This window comes from Rhodanobacter sp. BL-MT-08 (genome assembly GCF_054161255.1).
In genome coordinates, this window is sequence record NZ_CP167872.1 from 2,315,289 (window position 1) to 2,333,150 (window position 17,862).

Consider the following 17,862-nt stretch of genomic DNA (forward strand, 5'->3'; position numbering starts at 1 on the left):
GAGCGTATGGTCCTGGGGCGAAGTAACGCAGCAAGCACAGGAGCCGCAGGTCGGTAACGTAAGATGCCGAAGATCAGACGACTTCGCCGATCCTTACGTTGACGGCGTGTCGAAAAACTTTCTTGGTGTGCCGGCAACAGAGCCAGCGCATTCCTTCCGCTTCAGACGACTGCCTTCCACGCTGAGTTATCTATTCCATGCTGACGGTGACATCGCTACGCAAGGCCGTGCCAGGCGGCCGGGTTCTTTTCCAGGACCTGAATCTGACGGTCGGCAAGGGACAGTTCGTCGCCATTACGGGCGAGTCCGGCGTCGGCAAATCGTCCCTGCTCAACCTGCTGGCCGGACTGGACCGCGCGGATGCCGGATCGGTGGAAATCGACGGCGCCGCGCTGGAGCCGCTGCAGGACGACGAACTGACCCGGCTTCGGCGCGACCGGATCGGTTTCGTCTTTCAGGCCTTTCATGTGCTGCCGCATCTGGACCTGGCGCACAACGTGGCGCTGCCGCTGGTGCTGCAAAAAGTCGACGCTTACGAGGCGCTGGCAAAAGCGAACGGCATGCTCGAGGCGATCGGCCTGGGCGGGAGGGGCGCGGACTATCCGCGACAGCTTTCCGGCGGCGAGCTGCAGCGCGTCGCGATCGCCCGCGCCTTGATCCATCGCCCGGGCCTGATTCTCGCCGACGAGCCGACCGGCAATCTGGATCCGGAAACGGCGGCGAAAGTCATGGCGCTGTTTGTCGATCAGGTGCGCGAGGCTGGCGCCGCCGTGGTGCTGGTCACCCACTCGCCGGCCTCGGCGGCAGTGGCCGACCGTGTGCTGCACCTCACACGTGATGGGCTGGTCGAGCATGGGTGAGCGCGCTTCGCTGCCGCTGGTCGCGATGCGCTGGATGATCTTCAGCGAGTGGCGGACTTATCCCTCGCGAACCGTGATCGCGGTGCTGGCGATAGCGCTGGGTGTCGCGCTGGGTTTTGCCGTGCATCTGATCAACGGTTCGGCGCTGAGCGAATTCGATCACGCCATCCAGACCGTCAGCGGCGATGCGGATTTGCAGGTGCATGCCACCAGCGCGGCCGGGTTTTCCGAGGCGCTGTATCCGCAGCTGGCCCGCGTGCCCGGCATCGCCAAGGTCAGCCCGGTGGTCGAGCTGCATGCGCAGGCGCAGCGGCATGTCGCGCTGACGATCCTCGGCCTGGACGTTCTGAATGCGGCCGTGGTGACACCGCGCCTGCTGGGACGCCGCAGCGACGGCCGGCGTGATCCGAGCGATTTTTTCAGCGACAGCGCGATCTTTCTGTCGGCGGCAGCCATGCAGGCCAGCGGCCGGCGCGTGGGGCAGTCGATCGACATCACGTCGATGGGGCATAGCGCCAGTTTTCGCATCATCGGCGACCTGCCGGGTGTGCCGGCTGGGCAGGACATCGGGGTGATGGATATCGCCGCGGCGCAGTGGCGTTTCGGCCAGCTCGGCAAGCTGCAGCGGCTGGACTTTCGCTTCGCGCCCAATGCGGATCGGGCGCAGCTTTCCTCGGCGCTGGCGGCGCGCCTGCCGGTGGGAGCGGAGATTGTGACGCGGCATAACGAGGAGACGCGCAGCGACAGCCTGTCGCGCGCGTATCGCGTCAACCTGGACATGCTGGCGCTGATGGCGCTGCTGACCGGCGGATTTCTCGTTTACTCGGCGCAATCGCTTTCGGTGGCGCGCCGACGCCCGCAGTTCGCACTGATCCGCGTGCTGGGGCTGGAGCGCCGCAGCCTGGTGGCGCAGATTTTTCTGGAGGCATTGGTGGTCGGTGGCGTGGGAGCGCTTGCCGGGCTGCTGCTGGGCCTCGGACTGGCCGCGGCGGCGCTGCACCTGTTGGGGAGCGATCTCGGCGGCGGCTATTTCAGCGGCGGCGTGCCGCGCCTGAGTTTTGCGCCGGGCCCTGCGGTGGCTTTCGGCGCGCTTGGCGTGACTGCTTCGCTGTTGGGTGGTCTGCTGCCGGCGCGTGATGCGGCGCGCAGTCAGCCGGCGCTGGCGCTGAAAAATCTCGGCGATGCTATCGACCCCCGTGTCCATCCACGCATCCGGCTCGCCTTGCTGTTTGTGGTGCTCGGCGCGGCGGGGAGCCTGGCGCCGGCGGTGAACGGGCTGCCGATCTTTGGCTATGCGTCGATGGCGCTGCTGCTGGCCGGCGGTATCGCCATGATGCCGTGGCTGGCAAGAACGCTGCTGTGGGTTTTCCTTCGACGACCGCTAAGCAATGTATCGCTGTCCTTGGCGATACAGCGACTGTGGGGCGCGCCGTCGCAGGCGGCGCTGGCGCTGAGCGGCATCGTTGCTTCCACCAGCCTGATGATTGCGATGGCCGTCATGGTGGTGAGCTTTCGCGGTTCCGTGGAGGCCTGGCTGTATCAGGTGCTGCCGGCCGATCTGTACCTGACCCTCGACGACAGCAGCGTCGGCGGCGGATTCGATGCGGTGACGCAAACCAAGATGCGGCACGTGGAGGGCGTGGCCTGGATGGGTTTTATGAAAGAGACGCCGCTGCGGCTCGCGCCGGACAAACCTGATGTATGGCTGATTGCGCGTACCGTCGACGGCCCCGCCGGCGGTCTGCCGCTGCTGAGCCCCGGCCTCGCTGTGCCGCCCAACGATATTCCGGTATGGGTTTCGGAACCTGCCGCGGGCATTTACGGCATCCATCCGGGTGACCATCTGGTGCTGCCGATCGCCGGGGTGACGCCGCGCGTTTTCGTGGCGGGCATCTGGCGCGACTACGGGCGTCAGCAGGGTTCCATCGTGATCGATAGCGATACCTACACGCGCCTGACCGGTGATGCCCGTCGCAGCATCGCCTCGGTCGCCTTGAAGAAAGGTGCGTCAGCAGATGCGGTAATCACCCGGCTGCGCGCAGTCCTGCCCGCCGGGGTGGCCGATCATCTGAGCGTGAGCCGATCGCAGGAGATTCGCAGCAAGGGCATCGCCGCGTTCGATCGCAGCTTCGCCATCACTTATCTGCTCGAAGCGATTCCGATTCTGGTCGGGCTTATCGGCGTGGCCGCGACCGTTTCCGCGCAGACGCTGGCCCGTATCAAGGAGTTCGGCATGCTGCGGCATATCGGCGTGCTGCGTCGTCAGATTGTGGCGATGCTGATCGCCGAGGGCGCGCTGCTTGGCGCGATCGGCGGGATAGCCGGCATTGGACTCGGTTTGGCGATGAGCCAGATCCTGATCCGCGTGGTCAATCCGCAGTCGTTTCACTGGACCATGGATACACGCATTCCCTGGCTGCTTTTTGCCATCGTGATCGTTGCGCTGATCATTGCCGCCGGCGGGACGGCGCTTTTCGCCGGACGACGTGCGCTGTCGACCGCGGCAGTGACTGCGGTGCGGGAGGACTGGTGATGATCCGGCGGCGCATGACGCGATGGATCCTGCTGGTGATCTGGCTAGTTTCGTGCGGCTTCGCACAGGCACCGGCGCGCGCAGACGGTCCGGTCTATGCCGATGTGTTGCCGGGTCATTCGCTGAGGTTTCCCGCCGACTTCGGCGCCCATCCGGACTTTCGGACCGAGTGGTGGTACGTCACCGGCTGGCTGCACACGCCCGACGGTCCAAGAGGCTTTCAAATCACGTTCTTTCGCTCGCGAACGGATGTCGATCAGAACAATCCCAGCGCGTTTTCGCCCAAACAAATCATCCTTGCGCACGTCGCCCTGTCGGACCCGAAGGTGGGCAAGCTGATGCAGGACCAGCGCATTGCCCGCCAGGGATTTGGCCTGGCAAACGCTGCCACGGGCGATACGGCGGTGGTGCTCGACGACTGGAGCCTGGTGCGCGGTGCCGACGGTATCTACACCGCCAGGGCCGGCACCGAGGCGTTCGGCCTGAATCTGCATTTGCAGCCAACGCAGGCGTTGCTGATTCAGGGCGACCGCGGATACAGCAGCAAAGGCGCGTCGGCCGGCGAGGCAAGCTACTACTACAGTGCGCCGCATCTTTCGGTTGCCGGTACGCTTCGTCAGGGTGGCCGCACGGTCGAGGTGAGCGGCGATGCGTGGCTGGATCATGAGTGGTCGTCCAGTTTTCTGGCAGCGCGTTCGGCCGGCTGGGACTGGACCGGATTGAACCTGGACGACGGCAGCTCGCTGACCGCGTTTCAAGTCCGTGACGCTGCCGGCCAGCCGGTCTGGGCGGGCGGAAGCTTCCGCGATGCGAGCGGCGCTACCGTCGTGCTTCGACGCGACGACGTGCAGTTTTCCACCCAGCGCAGCTGGCTGTCGCCGCGTACCGGCATCCGTTATCCGGTGGTGCAGACGCTGACGATCAAACTGCCGTCGGGCTCAAGACAGTTCATCCTCACGCCGCTGTTTGACGATCAGGAACTCGACACCCGTGCGACCGGTGGTCCGGTGTACTGGGAAGGTGCGGTGAAGACCGACGGTGGAAAGGGCTATCTCGAACTGGTCGGATATGCGAATGCGGTGAAGATTTAGCCGCGCGGTAGAATCTTGGGTATCGCTTCGCTATCGAGACGCGTCGGCAGCCGTTCACGGTGGTTTGCGCCGCTAAACATCATTCTTGCAATCCGCTTGGCCTGACCCGGCCAGCTTCGCTTTCAAGGAAACTCCATGCGTTTGGCTGTTGGTACGGAACTGGTTGCGCAGGCTTTGTTGTTTGATATGGACGGTACGCTGATTGATTCTCGCGTCATGGTCGAGACCTTGTGGAAGGACTGGTGCGACGCGCACGGCGTGGAGTTTGACTGGGTGCTGCCGCAGCTGCACGGCGTGCGCCTGGCCGATTCGGTGCGTCATTTCACGCCGGCCGGTTACGACGTGGAGCTGGAAATCCGCACGATGTACGACATCGAGCTGCGCAGCACCGATGGCATCGTGCCGATCAAGGGCGCGCTAGAACTGCTGGCCAGCCTGCCCGAGGATCGCTGGACCATCGTGACCTCGGCCGATCAGGAACTGGCGCGCGCGCGGCTGGCGGTTACCGGCATCGTGCCGCCGCCGAAGATGGTCGGCGGTGATGACGTGAAAGAGGGCAAGCCGCATCCGGCGGGTTATCTGGAAGGCGCGCGACGGCTGGGATGCGCGCCGGAAAAGACCCTGGTATTCGAGGATGCCGTCGCCGGCATCCTCGCCGGTCAGGCCGCGGGCGCGCGGGTGATTGCGCTGGCGACCGGTCACCCCGGTGAGATTCCTGAGGGAGTGGAGTGGATTCCCGACATGTCGGCACTTCGTTTTGTCGGCGTCGATGCGGACGGCGTGCACCTGCGCGTCGTGGCTTAAGCTGAGGACAAACTCTCTATGCGCATTCTGGTTCTCGGGGCAGGCGGTACCGGCGGCTATTTCGGCGGCCGGCTGGCGCAGGCGGGTGTGGATGTGACGTTTCTTGTTCGGCCTGCGCGCGCCGCCCAGCTCGATGCCGATGGTCTGGTGATCCGCAGTCCGCTGGGCGATGCGCAGCTGACCGTGCGTCATCTGACGGCCGAACAGCTGCCGACGGCGGCGCCGTTCGATGTGATTCTGCTCAGCTGCAAGGCCTACGACCTGGAGAGTTCGCTCGACGCGATTGCGCCGGCGATGGGCGAGCACACCACCTTGCTGCCGATCCTCAACGGATTGCGTCACTACGAGACGCTGGATCAACGCTTCGGCGCGGCGCGCGTGCTCGGCGGCCTGTGTTTTATCAGCGTGACCAAGCCTGCCAACGGCGAGGTGCTGCATCTCGGTAAGCCCGCCTCGGTGACCTTCGGCGAGCGCAGCGGTGAGCCGCACAGCGAGCGCTGCCTCACCATCGCCGACGCGTTTGCGCAGGCGAACGTGGAGCACAAGCATTCGCCGACGATCACGCAGGACATCTGGATCAAGTACAGCTTTCTCACCGCGCTGGCCGCCGCCACCTGCCTGATGCGCGCGAGCGTTGGGGTGATCGTCGCCACCGACGATGGCCGCGATTTCATGCATCGGCTTTACGGCGAATGCATCGCAGTGGCGGCCGCCAGCGGCTCGCCGATACCGCCCGCTGCGCAGGAGCTGGCGATCAGGAATCTGACGCAGGAAGGCTCAACCATCACCGCCTCGATGCTGCGCGATCTGGAGTCGGGTCAGCCGATCGAAGGCGAGCACATCGTGGGCGACATGCTGGCGCGCGCACGCGCGGCTGGCATCGAGGCGCCGCTGCTCGGGGTAGCCTGGTGTCATCTGCAGGCGTATGCGGCGCAGCGCAAAAGCTGAGCGCTCGCGCGTTGCCTATCGACGCTCACGTCAGTCGATAAAAAAGCGCCGTATTTCTACGGCGCCTTGTGAGATTTGAAGCTTGCGATGACCAGTCAGAGCGCTTCGAAAATACCCGCCGCGCCCATGCCGGTGCCGATGCACATGGTGACCATGCCGTACTTCTGCTTGCGCCGGCGCATGCCGTGCACCAGCGTGGCAATGCGGATGGCGCCGGTGGCGCCGAGCGGGTGACCCAGGGCGATGGCGCCGCCCAGCGGATTGACCTTGCTCGGGTCGAGGCCGATGTCGCCGATGACGGCCAGCGCCTGCGCGGCGAAGGCTTCGTTGAGTTCGATCCAGTCCATCTGATCGAGAGTGAGGCCGGTCTGCTTGAGCACCTTGGGAATGGCTTCCTTCGGGCCGATACCCATGATTTCCGGCGGCACGCCGGCGACCGAAAAGCCGACGAAGCGCGCCAGCGGCTTGAGGCTGTAATCCTTGACCGCCTGTTCGCTGGCCAGCATCACCGCGCCGGCGCCATCGGACATCTGCGAGGAGGTGCCGGCCGTCACCGTGCCGCCGTACTGCGCATTGCGGAAGACGGTGCGCAGCTTGCTCAGCACTTCCATCGTCGTGCCGGCACGCGGGCCTTCATCCGCGTCGATCAAGCGGCTGTCGGTTTTGATGTCGCGGGTGGTCAGGTCGGGATAGTGGTCGTCCAGCTGGAACGGCGTGATCTCGTCCTTGAATTCGCCGGCGGCCTGGGCGGCAAGCGCGCGGCGGTGGCTTTCCACGCCGAACGCGTCCTGCTGCTCGCGCGTAACTTTCCACTTTTCGGCAACCTTCTCGGCGGTAATGCCCATGCCGAAGGCGATGGCGTAATCCTCGCTGTTGGCGAAGATGGCGGGGTTCATCGCGATCTTGTGGCCCATCATCGGAATCATGGTCATGCTTTCGGTACCGCCGCCGATCATCAGGTCGGCCTCGCCGAGGCGGATGCGATCGGCCGCCTGGGCCACGGCCTGCAGGCCGGAGGCGCAGAAGCGATTGACCGTCACGCCGGGCACGGTATTGGGCAGGCCGGCCAGCAGCACGCCGATGCGCGCCACGTTCATGCCTTGCTCGGCTTCGGGCATGGCGCAGCCGATGATGGCGTCGGCAATGCGGTGCGGATCGATGCCCGGCGTCTGCGCCACGACGGCGCGAATCACGTGCGCCAGCAGATCATCGGGACGAGTGTTGCGGAATACGCCGCGCGGCGCCTTGCCCACCGGGGTGCGGGTGGCGGCGACGATATAGGCGTCTTGCACTTGCTTGCTCATGAGTTTTGCTCCGTTGCGTCGCGCGGTTCGCGGCGACGTGCGTTGATTTTTTGATCGTTGTCCCAGCGTTCGCCGGGACAACGGTTTCCTTTGTGGCGGAGAGTCAGTTCCGCAGCGGTTTGCCGGTGGTCATGGTGTGGGCGATGCGCGCCTGGGTCTTTTCGGTCTTGGCCAGTTCGACGAAGTGCTTGCGCTCCAGCGTCAGCAGCCACTCTTCGTCGACCAGCGAGCCGCGCTCGATCTTGCCGCCGCACAGGGTGTCTGCAATGCGCGTGGCGATATCGATATCGTGCGGCGAGGCGAAGTAGCCTTCCTTCAGATTGGCCAGCGAGGCCTGGAAGGTGGCAGTGCCCGTATCACCGGCGACCGGGATGGCGCGCGCCGGCATCGGCGGACGGTAGCCGCTTTCGGCCAGCGACAGCGCCACCTTCTTTGCCACGTAAAGCAACTCGTGGGCGTTGAAGATGATGATGTCGCTGTCGCGCAGCAGGCCGAGCTGCTTGGCCTCGAACGCGCTGGCCGAGACCTTGGCCATGGCGATGGTTTCAAAAACCTTTTTCAGCGATTCGAACGGGTCGTCCGGATTGGCCTTGGCCGCGCGCACGGCCAGCTCATGCAGACCGCCGCCGGCCGGAAGCAGGCCGACGCCTGCCTCGACCAGGCCGATATAGCTTTCCAGCGCGGCTACGGTGCGGGCCGAGTGCATCTGAAATTCGCAGCCGCCGCCGAAGGCCATGCCACGCACGGCCGAAACGACCGGCACCAGCGACTCCTTGATGGTCATGCTGGTGCGCTGGAAGTTGGCGACCATGGTGTCGAACTCGTCGAACTTGCCTTCCTTCAACAGGCCGAGCGCGCCTTTGAGATCGGCGCCGGCAGAGAACGGCTCGCCGGTCTGCCAGATAACCACGGCCTTGAGCTTTTCCTCGGCCAGCTTGATCGCGTGCTGCACGCCGTCGAGCACATGGTCGTTGACGGTGTTCATCTTGGTCTTGAACGAGAGGATGCCGACCTGATCGTCGCCCAGCGTCCACAGACGCACGCCGTCGTTCTCCCACACGGTGACGCCCTGGTCGAACTTCTCGCCGAGGATCGGATCGGGGAACAGCTGACGCGCGTAGACCGGATGCTGCGAGCGCGGCTTGTAGGTCCCGTCGCCAGCCGACCACGAGCCTTCTTTCGAATGGACGCCTTTACGGCCATCCGTGACCCACGCCGGCAGCGGCGCGTCGCTCATCGCCTTGCCGGCCTTGATGTCCTCGTTGATCCACTCGGCCACCTGCTGCCAGCCGGCGGCCTGCCAGGTTTCGAACGGACCGAGCTTCCAGCCGTAGCCCCAGCGGATCGCGAAGTCGACGTCACGCGCGGTGTCGGCAATATCGGCCAGGTGGAAAGCAGAGTAATGAAACAGGTCGCGGAAGCTGGCCCAGAGGAACTGCGCCTGCGGATCGCTGGACGCACGCAGCTTGCCGAACTTTTCCGACGGATCCTTGATCGCGAGAATGGCCGCGACTTCGTCCGACGGCTTCTGCTCGGACGGCACGTAATCCTGCTTGGCAACATCGATCACCACGATGTCCTTGCCAGCCTTCTTGTAGAAGCCGGCGCCGGTCTTCGAGCCCAGCGCGCCCTTGTCGATCAGGCCCTGCAGCACGGCGGGCGCCTTGAAGTATTTCAGCCACGGATCGTCGGGCAGGGTGTCGGCCATGGTCTTGATGACATGGGCCATGGTGTCCAGGCCGACGACATCGGCGGTGCGATACGTCGCGCTCTTCGGACGACCGAGCGCGGGACCGGTGAGCGCGTCAACCGTGTCGAAACCCAGCTTGAACTGCTCGGTGTGGTGCATCGCGGCCAGCATGGAGAACACGCCGATGCGGTTGCCGATGAAGTTCGGGGTGTCCTTGGCGATGACCACGCCCTTGCCCAGGGTGGTGGTCAGGAAGGCTTCGAGACCATCGACCACGGCCGGGTCGGTCAGGCGGGTCGGAATGACCTCGACCAGATGCATATAGCGCGGCGGGTTGAAGAAGTGCACGCCGGTAAAGCGATGGCGCAGCTGTTCCGGCAGCGCTTCGGCCAGGCCGTTGATCGACAGGCCCGAGGTGTTGCTGGCGAGCACCGCCGTGGCGGAAACGTGCGGCGCAATCTTCTTGTACAGATCGAGCTTCCAGTCCATCCGCTCGGCAATGGCTTCGATCACCAGGTCGACATCCTTCAAATGATCCAGATGCTCGTCGTAGTTGGCCGGGATGATGGCGGCCGCGAAGTTCTTGTCGGCCAGCGGGGCGGGCGACAGCTTGGCCAGGTTGGCGATCGCCTTCAGCGCGATGCCGCTCTTCGGGCCTTCCTTGGCGGGCAGGTCGAACAGCACGGTTTCGACGCCGGCGTTGGTCAGGTGCGCAGCGATCTGCGCGCCCATAACGCCGGCGCCCAGCACGGCGGCCTTCCGGATGCGCAGGGGTGGATGTGACTCGGATGCAGCGGTCATTAGGCTTCTCCAGTAGAACGAACACAAAGCTTGGGGTGGGAAAGTGCGGCCGTTGCCGGCCGTGGTACGAAACGACGTCGCTGTGAGGGCGGACTCGGCTGAGTGTCTAGGGGTGACTGAGCCCGGCCACGGCGAAACGGATGAGGTGCTGCGCGGTCTCTTCGCGGTGTTCGATCTCGCTGACCCCGCTTTTGCGCTGGATCATGCCGAAGCCCGACATGGCGTGGGTCAGCGCGCCACTGACCAGATCGATGCGCCAATACAGCTCCTGCTTGGTCAGCTGCGGCAGCAGGCGGGCGAATTCCGCGGTGAACTGGCGCATCACGTGGCCGTAGTTGTCGGAGAGAAACCGCCGCAAGGTGTCGTCGTGCTCGGCGAAGGCGCGGGCCAGCACGCGCATGAATAGCGAGCCCGACTCGTCGTGCGACAGGTCCAGCGCAGGTCGAATAAAGGCCGACAGCACGTCTTCCAGCGTGGTCGTTTCGGCTCCCTCGACCAGCGACAGCGCCTGCAGGCGGCTGTTGTTCAAGGCGTCGAGCCGGCGCCGGAAGATCTGTTCGACCAGCTTTTCCTTCGACCCGAAGTGGTAATTCACCGCGGCCAGGTTCACGCCGGCGGCCGATGTCAGCTGCCTCAGCGAGGCGCCATCGAAGCCGCGCTGCGCGAAAAGGGACTCGGCCGCGCCCAGAATGCGTTCCTTGGTGGAGCCGGTCGTGTTCACTTGCACAATCATCCTGCGACAGCGGGTCTGTTCAAACGATCGTTTGAGGATACGCGGAGCCGTTTGCCATCGTCAAACCTCCCCCTGGATTCGTGACTCTTGTTAAGGACAGGTGATTTGCGTATCCGGTAGAATCTGTCAAACTTTCGTGTACTAAACCCATATTCCAAGTCAGGTTTAGCCTTTTTGTCGGCCCGCGTTGGCCATGACAGCCTCTTTGCAATCCTTTCGGAGCAGATCCCATGGCGCTCGAGCGCACTCTTTCCATCATCAAGCCCGACGCCGTCGCCAAGAACGTCATCGGTGAAATCTACGCGCGTTTCGAGAAGGCCGGTCTCAAGATCGTTGCCGCCAAGATGAAGCAGCTGTCGCGTCAGGAAGCCGAGGGCTTTTATGCCGTGCACAGCGAGCGTCCGTTCTTCAAGGCGCTGGTCGATTTCATGATCTCCGGTCCGGTGATGATCCAGGCGCTGGAAGGCGAGAATGCCGTGCTCAAGCATCGTGATCTGATGGGCGCCACCAATCCGAAGGAAGCTGCCGCGGGCACGATTCGCGCCGATTTCGCCGACTCTATCGATGCCAACGCCGTGCATGGTTCGGATGCTGTCGATACCGCCAAGGTCGAGATCGCGTACTTCTTCGCGTCGACCGACGTGCTGTCCAGGTAATTCGTTGTTCCGTCATTGATTTCAGGGATATGAAAGCGGCCTTCGCTGGCCGCGCACTCGAAGAGACATGAACCAGGCAGCCACAACTTCATCCGACGCAAAGATCGCAAAGGTCAATCTGCTCGATTTCGATCGGCAGGGTCTGCGCGACTTTTTCACGCAGATCGGCGAGAAGCCTTACCGCGCCGAGCAGGTGATGAAGTGGATCTATCACGACCTGGAAGACAACTTCGAGAACATGACCGATGTGGGCAAGGCGCTGCGTGCCAAGCTCAATGATTCCTGCTACATCGGTCCGCCCAAGACCATGCTCGACAAGGCCGCCACGGACGGTACGCACAAGTGGCTGCTGGGCATGGACAAGGGCAATGCGGTGGAGACGGTCTACATCCCCGAGCCAACGCGGGGAACGCTCTGTGTCTCCTCGCAGATCGGCTGCGCGCTCAACTGCCAGTTCTGCTCGACCGGCGCGCAGGGTTTCAACCGGAACCTGTCGACCGCCGAGATCATCGGGCAGGTCTGGGTAGCGGCGAAATATCTCGGTAATATCACCCACCAGAATCGGCGCATCACCAACGTGGTGATGATGGGCATGGGCGAGCCGCTGGCCAATTTCGACGCCGTGGTCAAAGCCATGAGTCTGATGCGCGACGATCTTGGGTTTGGTCTCGCAGCCAAGCGCGTGACGCTGTCGACCGCCGGCATGGTGCCGCAGATCGACCAGCTGTCCGATGCCATCGACGTCTCGCTGGCCGTGTCACTGCATGCCGCCAACGACGAGCTGCGCACCGAGCTGGTTCCGCTCAACAAGCGCTATCCCATCGCCGATCTGATCGCCGCCTGCCAGCGCTGGGTCGCGCGCAAGCCGCGCACCTCGATCACCTTCGAATACACCTTGATGAAGGGCGTGAACGATCAGCCCGAGCATGCCCGGCAGCTGATCAAGCTGATGCGCAAGCTGCCGACCTGCAAGGTCAACCTGATTCCGTTCAATCCGTTCCCGGGCACCCGGTTCGAGCGCTCCGGCGCCGCCGATATCCGGGATTTCCAGACGCTGCTGCTCAATGCGGGCGTGCTGACCATGCTTCGCCGCACCCGCGGCGACGATATCGACGCTGCCTGTGGACAGCTGGCGGGGCAGGTCACGGACCGCACGCGGCGCAGCGCCGATATCCGCAAGAAACAGGACGAGGAAAGCGTGCATGCGCATTAATCGCGCGCTGATTCTTGGGCTGCTGTTGCCGCTGGCCGGCTGTGTGACCACGCATACTGACAGCAATCCCATCGGCAAGAACATGCCGAAGACCAGCAAGGGCGACCAGGCGCGGGAAGCAGCGCGGATTCATACTGAACTTGGTCAACGTTATCTGGCCAGTGGCGATTTGCAGACCGCTCTGGCGAAGCTGACTATCGCCATTCAATTCGATCCCAACTATGCCCCTGCGCATACGGTGATCGCAGTGATTTACGAGCGCATCAACCAGCCGGCCCAGGCGGAAGTACACTATCGCAAGGCCGTTGCGCTGGAGCCAACCAAGGGCGATACAAATAATAACTTGGGCCTGTTCCTTTGCTCGACCGGCCGCTATGCCGAGTCCTACGGTTACTTTCAGAAAGCCATCGCCGATCCGTTTTACCAGACGCCTGATATTGCCCTGACCAACGAAGGCATCTGCCAATTGCGCAACCACGAAGTGGCGGCGGCGGAAGCGAGCTTTCGCAATGCCATTGCACGCAACGCAAACAACGGCGACGCACTTTTTCAGCTTGCCAAAGCGCTCTATCTGAATAACGATGCGTTCCGGGCACGCGCTTTCCTTCAGCGCTTCGATGCCCTGGGGGCGCCGACGGCGGCAGCATTGAAGCTCGGTTACGATATCGAATCTCATCTGGGCAACCAGGATGGTGCCCTCAACTATCGCACTCGGCTGCAAACCCAGTTTCCGGACTCGGAACAGGCGCGCGCCCTCAACACAACTGTCAGCCAATGACCTCCATGCAGCCTGATCCGACCGAACCCGGCAAGAACACGTCCGATCTTTTCGGCGTCAACCTGCTCGACAGGGATGCGAATCCAGCGAAAACGCAGGGCGTCAGCTTTGGTAGCCGGCTGAAGGCGGCGCGTGAGGCGCGGGGCTTGAGTATCGAAACGTGTGCCGGTTCGCTGCGACTGCCAGTGCGCGTGCTGCGCGAGCTTGAGCAGGATATGCACGAGGGTATCGACTCGAAGATTTATCTGGGCAGCTACATCACCAAATACGGTCAGTATCTGGGTATCAACGAGGGCTCTATCCAGGTCGAGCTCGATCGCATCAAGCAGGTCGAGCCTCCGCTGGTGGCTACGGGCGGCATCTCGCATTCGCGCTTTCTGCTCGATCGCTACGCCACCGCAGCGACCTACGTGGTGCTGACCGCCGTGATCGTGGTGCCCATGATCTGGCTGGGAGTCCGCGGCACGATGGATCGCAGCCTCACCCATCTGGCTCCGCTCGATGCGGCGCCGGTGGCGCAACAGGACGCTCCGGCCGTCGCTACCAGCACAATAAACGCCGTAAATGCGTCATCCGGGAGCAGCGCTGTGGCGCAGATCCCGGCGCCGCCGCCGAGCGTTGTCGCGGCGGCTCCTCAGGATCAGCCGCTGATGGCGTCGATGGCGCCGTTTCCGAGTATGGATAGCGGTAATCTGCCGCCAGCCAAGTCGGCGGCGCCTGCTACCGTGGATACGGGCACGGGCAGTCACAGCCTCAGTGTGGCGGTCGACGCCGCCAGCTGGGTCGAAGTAATCGGCAAGGACGGCAAGCGGCTCGAATATGGACTGTTGCCGGCCGGAAGCAGCAAGACCTATCACAGCGATCAGCCGCTGGACGTACGTATCGGTAATTCCAGCGGCGCACAGATCAGCATCGACGGCCAGCCAGTCGGGCTGGACGATTTCCGGCATGCCAACGTGGCGCATTTTCGCGTGCAGATGCAGGACGGCAAGGCCTCTGCGGCCAGCCTCTGATCCATAGCCGGGCCGCTTCGAGCGGCCCTTTTCGGTTATGCTTGCGCACCGTGTGTTCGCCTCACGGCGGAGACGAGCGGCTTTTACTTCCATCCCTCGCGCGGGCCTGAGCATGGGCCGTTGGTCGAGTGACTTTGAAGGATGATTCATGGCATTTGACGAATACGACAAATACGAACAAAGCGAACTCGTTCAAAAGTGGCTGCGCGAGAACGGGCTGTCGATTGTCGTGGGTATCGCCATCGGCCTTGTCGGCATTTTTGGTTGGCAGCAATGGCGTAACCACCAGGCGCGCAACGAAGCCAATGCGGCCCAGCTGTACAAGCTCGCCCAGGTATCGGTCGCCGCCAACAAGCCCGAGGCTGCCAACGCCATTGTCGATCAGCTGATGAAAGACTACGAAAAATCGCCGTACGCGGTTTTTGCCGTCAGCGACCGCGCCAAGCAGCAGGTGGAGGCCAAACAGCTGGACAAGGCGGAGGCCTCGCTGGACTGGGCTGTCGCCCATGCGACGTACCCGGCGCTGAAGTCGCTGACGCAGCTGCGCAAGGCGCAGGTGGAGCTGGCGCGCAACAACGGCGCGGGCGCCTTGACCACGCTCGATGCGATGTCGGCCAATGCCTATCAGGGCCTGGCCCAGGAACTCCGTGGTGATGTGCTGGTCAAGCTTGGGCGTGCAGACGATGCACGGAAGGCTTATCAGGCCGCGCTGTCGGCGCTGAAGGAGCAGGCACCGCAACGTGGTGCGTTACAGATGAAACTCGATGATTTGGCCGTGGCCGGGAAGCAGGGTGCATGAAAGTTGAAATGATGAAACGCGTCTTGCTGATTTCGCTGGTGGGACTTGCCGGCTGCCATTCGTTCAAAAAGGAAAACGTCCAGCCGCCGACGCCGCTGGCGAAGGATTTCAAGCCAACGGTACAGGTTACCCGGGTTTGGGAAACGCGCGTTGGCGGCGGTGCCGGCGAGACCGGCGCGCGTCTGCGTCCGTCGGTCGTGGATGGCGTGCTTTACGCGGACAGCACCGACGGCAAGCTGGCCGCGATCGACGCAGCCACCGGCAAGACGATCTGGACCAAGAGCACCCGCACCAAGGGCTGGTTCGGCTGGGGCGACAAGAAGCGCAAAGATGCGCTGTACGCCGGCGGCCCGGCCGTCGACGGTGACCTGCTCGCCGTGGGCACGCTCGACGGTCACGTCTATGCGGTAAACGCCAAAGATGGCAGCCCGCGCTGGGAAGCCGAGCTTTCGTCGGAAGTGCTGGCGTCGCCGGTGATCGTGGGCGATCTCGTCGTCGTGCGCACGCAGGACGGCCGTATTTACGGGCTGGAGTCGGCTACCGGCAAGCGCCGCTGGGTGTACGACCAGGACACCGTGCCACTGCTCAGTCTGCGCGGCAACGGCGCCATGCTGGCGGCCAACGGCGTGGTCTTCTACGGCAGCGATGACGGCCGCCTGGTCGCCCTGCGTCTGGACAACGGCTCCAAGCTGTGGGAACAGAAACTGGCCAGTGGTGACGGGCGTACCGAAATCGATCGTCTCGATGATGCCGACGGCTCGATCCTGCTGGATGGCGCGGTGCTCTACAGCGCCGCATACCACGGCAACCTTCTCGCGGTGGACGGCCCCAGCGGCCGGCCAACCTGGACGCATCCTTTCTCCACCTTCGTCTCGCTGGCGCTGGCCGGCAACGTGCTCTACGGCGTGAATGAAGATTCCCAGGTCTGGGCCTTCGACAAAACCGGCGGCGCCGACATCTGGAAGAGCGATGCGCTGAAGTATCGCTGGCTTACGGGCCCTGCCGTGCAGGGCAATTATGTGGTGGTCGGCGATATGGAAGGCTATATCCACTGGCTGCAGATCAGCGATGGTGCGCTGGCGGCACGCGAGCGCCTGTCCAAGAAAAAGGCCATTCGCGCCCAGCCGCTGGTGGTTGGCGACACCGTCTACGTTGAAGATGTAAAGGGCCATATTGGCGCTTATCGTCTGTCCGCGCATTGATCGCGGAGACTATGTACACACCATGCTGCCCGTCGTCGCTCTAGTTGGTCGTCCCAATGTCGGTAAATCGACCCTCTTCAATGTACTGACGCGCAGCCGTGACGCCCTGGTGGCCGATATGCCGGGCGTCACTCGCGATCGGCACTATGGCGTTTGCCGCACCGGCGAGCGGCCGTTCGTGGTGGTGGACACCGGCGGTTTGTCCGGCGTCGACGAAGCGATGGATGTTTTGACTGCCAAGCAGGTGCGTCTGGCCATCGATGAGGCCAACGTGCTGGTCTTTGTGGTAGATGCGCGCGACGGGCTGCTGCCGCAGGACCACGTGATCCTCAACGAGCTGCGCCGCACCGGCAAAAAGATCATCGCCGCGGTCAACAAGACCGACGGCCTGGACGAGCAGAACGCCCTGGCCGAGTTCGCCGGGTTCGGCATCAACTTCACCGTGCCGCTTTCGGCGGCGCACAACCGCGGCACCGAAGATCTCATCGATCTGATCCTGCCGCTGCTGCCGGTCGACGAAGAAAGTGCGGTCGAAGGCGACGGCGAGAGCGGCAGTATCCGCGTGGCCATCGTGGGTCGCCCCAACGCCGGCAAATCCACGCTGATCAACCGCCTGCTCGGCGAAGAGCGGCTGATCGTTTCCGACGTGGCAGGCACCACGCGCGATCCGATCCGCGTGCCGCTGGAGCGCGACGGCAAGCGCTATACGCTGATCGACACCGCCGGCATACGCCGCAAGGCGCGGGTCGAAGAAGCGCTGGAGAAATTCAGCGTGATCAAGACGCTGCAGTCGATCGCTGCCGCGCAGGTGGTCGTGGTGATGATCGACGCGCGCGAGAATCTCGCCGATCAGGATCTCACCCTGATCGGCTATGCGATGGACGAGGGCAGGGCCATCGTCATCGCCGTGAACAAGTGGGACGACATGGACAAGTACCAGCGCGACGAATGCATCCGTGCGCTCGATCGTCGCCTGGTGTTTGTCGACTGGGCCAAGCAGGTGCATATCTCGGCCTTGCACGGTTCTGGCCTGCGTGAGCTGATGCGCGCCGTGGTACGCGCGCATTTCTCGGCGACCAAGGAGATGGGCTCGTCCGAGCTGACCAAGACGCTGGAAAAAGCGTACGAGAGTTACCAGCCGCCGCTGGTCAACGGTCACGCGCCGAAGCTGCGCTTCGCGCATCCTGGCGGCACCAATCCGCCGACCATCGTGATCCACGGCACCCGCACCAAGCACATCGCGCCGGCCTATCAGCGCTATCTGGAAAACTTCTTCCGCAAGCGTTTCAAGCTGGAAGGCACGCCGGTACGCATCGCGTTCCGCGAAGGCGAAAACCCGTATGCGGGGCGCAAGAAAGTGCTGACCAAGGAGCAGCAGCAGAAGGCTCGCCGCCGGGTCAGCGACCTGATCAAGCGCACGCGCTGAGCGGACTTGAT

At 63.6% G+C, this 17,862-nt stretch carries 15 protein-coding genes; 12 read left to right on the top strand and 3 right to left on the bottom strand.

Annotated elements, in window-relative coordinates:
* Positions 1-197: 197 nt before the first annotated feature.
* From ACDK93_RS10165 to panE, 5 genes are all read left to right on the top strand, one after another.
* Complete coding sequence (locus tag ACDK93_RS10165; protein ID WP_458068383.1) at positions 198-860, top strand: ABC transporter ATP-binding protein; 663 nt, start codon at positions 198-200, stop codon at positions 858-860.
* A complete protein-coding gene (locus ACDK93_RS10170; protein WP_458068385.1) occupies positions 853-3,393 on the top strand; it encodes an FtsX-like permease family protein in 2,541 nt (846 codons plus the stop codon). The genes ACDK93_RS10165 and ACDK93_RS10170 overlap by 8 nt, the downstream gene beginning before the upstream one ends.
* A gap of 14 nt (positions 3,394-3,407) precedes the next feature.
* Complete coding sequence (locus tag ACDK93_RS10175; RefSeq protein ID WP_458068387.1) at positions 3,408-4,484, top strand: lipocalin-like domain-containing protein; 1,077 nt, start codon at positions 3,408-3,410, stop codon at positions 4,482-4,484.
* Between the two features lie 135 nt (positions 4,485-4,619).
* Entirely contained in the window at positions 4,620-5,288 is a 669-nt protein-coding gene (locus ACDK93_RS10180; protein WP_458068388.1) for an HAD-IA family hydrolase, read from the top strand.
* Between the two features lie 18 nt (positions 5,289-5,306).
* On the top strand, positions 5,307-6,236 hold the full coding sequence (gene panE, locus ACDK93_RS10185) for a 2-dehydropantoate 2-reductase (protein ID WP_458068390.1): 930 nt from the start codon (positions 5,307-5,309) through the stop codon (positions 6,234-6,236).
* Between the two features lie 95 nt (positions 6,237-6,331).
* Here the strand turns inward: panE and ACDK93_RS10190 are convergent, their stop codons facing one another.
* The 3 genes from ACDK93_RS10190 to ACDK93_RS10200 form a co-directional block, all read right to left on the bottom strand.
* The gene (locus ACDK93_RS10190; RefSeq protein ID WP_458068391.1) at positions 6,332-7,540 is read right to left on the bottom strand and encodes an acetyl-CoA C-acyltransferase; all 1,209 of its coding nucleotides are present in this window, start codon (positions 7,538-7,540) and stop codon (positions 6,332-6,334) included.
* A gap of 103 nt (positions 7,541-7,643) precedes the next feature.
* Positions 7,644-10,031, bottom strand: a complete 2,388-nt coding sequence (locus ACDK93_RS10195; protein WP_458068392.1) for a 3-hydroxyacyl-CoA dehydrogenase/enoyl-CoA hydratase family protein — start codon at positions 10,029-10,031, stop codon at positions 7,644-7,646.
* Between the two features lie 106 nt (positions 10,032-10,137).
* A complete protein-coding gene (locus tag ACDK93_RS10200) occupies positions 10,138-10,764 on the bottom strand; it encodes a TetR/AcrR family transcriptional regulator (protein WP_458068393.1) in 627 nt (208 codons plus the stop codon).
* A 230-nt stretch (positions 10,765-10,994) separates the two neighbouring features.
* Here ACDK93_RS10200 and ndk point away from each other — a divergent pair, with 230 nt between their 5' ends.
* From ndk to der, 7 genes are all read left to right on the top strand, one after another.
* The gene (ndk, locus tag ACDK93_RS10205) at positions 10,995-11,420 is read left to right on the top strand and encodes a nucleoside-diphosphate kinase (protein ID WP_458068394.1); all 426 of its coding nucleotides are present in this window, start codon (positions 10,995-10,997) and stop codon (positions 11,418-11,420) included.
* A 67-nt stretch (positions 11,421-11,487) separates the two neighbouring features.
* Complete coding sequence (rlmN, locus tag ACDK93_RS10210; RefSeq protein WP_458068395.1) at positions 11,488-12,633, top strand: 23S rRNA (adenine(2503)-C(2))-methyltransferase RlmN; 1,146 nt, start codon at positions 11,488-11,490, stop codon at positions 12,631-12,633.
* Positions 12,623-13,411 (top strand): type IV pilus biogenesis/stability protein PilW, encoded by a 789-nt coding sequence (gene pilW / locus ACDK93_RS10215; protein WP_458068396.1) that lies wholly within the window; start codon positions 12,623-12,625, stop codon positions 13,409-13,411. Before rlmN ends, pilW begins: the two co-directional genes overlap by 11 nt.
* Positions 13,408-14,424 carry a RodZ domain-containing protein gene (locus ACDK93_RS10220; protein WP_458068397.1) on the top strand — a complete coding sequence of 339 codons (1,017 nt, stop codon included), beginning with the start codon at positions 13,408-13,410 and terminating at the stop codon, positions 14,422-14,424. The genes pilW and ACDK93_RS10220 overlap by 4 nt, the downstream gene beginning before the upstream one ends.
* A 148-nt stretch (positions 14,425-14,572) precedes the next feature.
* Positions 14,573-15,223 (top strand): YfgM family protein, encoded by a 651-nt coding sequence (locus ACDK93_RS10225; RefSeq protein ID WP_458068398.1) that lies wholly within the window; start codon positions 14,573-14,575, stop codon positions 15,221-15,223.
* Positions 15,220-16,425 carry an outer membrane protein assembly factor BamB gene (bamB, locus tag ACDK93_RS10230; RefSeq protein WP_458068399.1) on the top strand — a complete coding sequence of 402 codons (1,206 nt, stop codon included), beginning with the start codon at positions 15,220-15,222 and terminating at the stop codon, positions 16,423-16,425. Before ACDK93_RS10225 ends, bamB begins: the two co-directional genes overlap by 4 nt.
* A 22-nt stretch (positions 16,426-16,447) precedes the next feature.
* Positions 16,448-17,851, top strand: coding sequence for a ribosome biogenesis GTPase Der (der, locus tag ACDK93_RS10235; RefSeq protein ID WP_458068401.1), 1,404 nt, complete (start codon positions 16,448-16,450; stop codon positions 17,849-17,851).
* Positions 17,852-17,862: the final 11 nt, after the last annotated feature.

Bases quoted from the DNA above. Each gene is read 5' to 3' on its own strand.
- ACDK93_RS10170 (WP_458068385.1), top strand. From the start codon at position 853: ATGGGTGAGCGCGCTTCGCTGCCGCTGGTCGCGATGCGCTGGATGATC.
- ACDK93_RS10165 (WP_458068383.1), top strand. From the start codon at position 198: ATGCTGACGGTGACATCGCTACGCAAGGCCGTGCCAGGCGGCCGGGTT.
- ACDK93_RS10195 (WP_458068392.1), bottom strand. From the start codon at position 10,031: ATGACCGCTGCATCCGAGTCACATCCACCCCTGCGCATCCGGAAGGCC.
- ACDK93_RS10220 (WP_458068397.1), top strand. From the start codon at position 13,408: ATGACCTCCATGCAGCCTGATCCGACCGAACCCGGCAAGAACACGTCC.
- rlmN (WP_458068395.1), top strand. From the start codon at position 11,488: ATGAACCAGGCAGCCACAACTTCATCCGACGCAAAGATCGCAAAGGTC.
- pilW (WP_458068396.1), top strand. From the start codon at position 12,623: ATGCGCATTAATCGCGCGCTGATTCTTGGGCTGCTGTTGCCGCTGGCC.
- ACDK93_RS10200 (WP_458068393.1), bottom strand. From the start codon at position 10,764: ATGATTGTGCAAGTGAACACGACCGGCTCCACCAAGGAACGCATTCTG.
- der (WP_458068401.1), top strand. From the start codon at position 16,448: ATGCTGCCCGTCGTCGCTCTAGTTGGTCGTCCCAATGTCGGTAAATCG.
- ACDK93_RS10190 (WP_458068391.1), bottom strand. From the start codon at position 7,540: ATGAGCAAGCAAGTGCAAGACGCCTATATCGTCGCCGCCACCCGCACC.
- bamB (WP_458068399.1), top strand. From the start codon at position 15,220: ATGAAAGTTGAAATGATGAAACGCGTCTTGCTGATTTCGCTGGTGGGA.
- ACDK93_RS10180 (WP_458068388.1), top strand. From the start codon at position 4,620: ATGCGTTTGGCTGTTGGTACGGAACTGGTTGCGCAGGCTTTGTTGTTT.
- panE (WP_458068390.1), top strand. From the start codon at position 5,307: ATGCGCATTCTGGTTCTCGGGGCAGGCGGTACCGGCGGCTATTTCGGC.
- ACDK93_RS10225 (WP_458068398.1), top strand. From the start codon at position 14,573: ATGGCATTTGACGAATACGACAAATACGAACAAAGCGAACTCGTTCAA.
- ACDK93_RS10175 (WP_458068387.1), top strand. From the start codon at position 3,408: ATGACGCGATGGATCCTGCTGGTGATCTGGCTAGTTTCGTGCGGCTTC.
- ndk (WP_458068394.1), top strand. From the start codon at position 10,995: ATGGCGCTCGAGCGCACTCTTTCCATCATCAAGCCCGACGCCGTCGCC.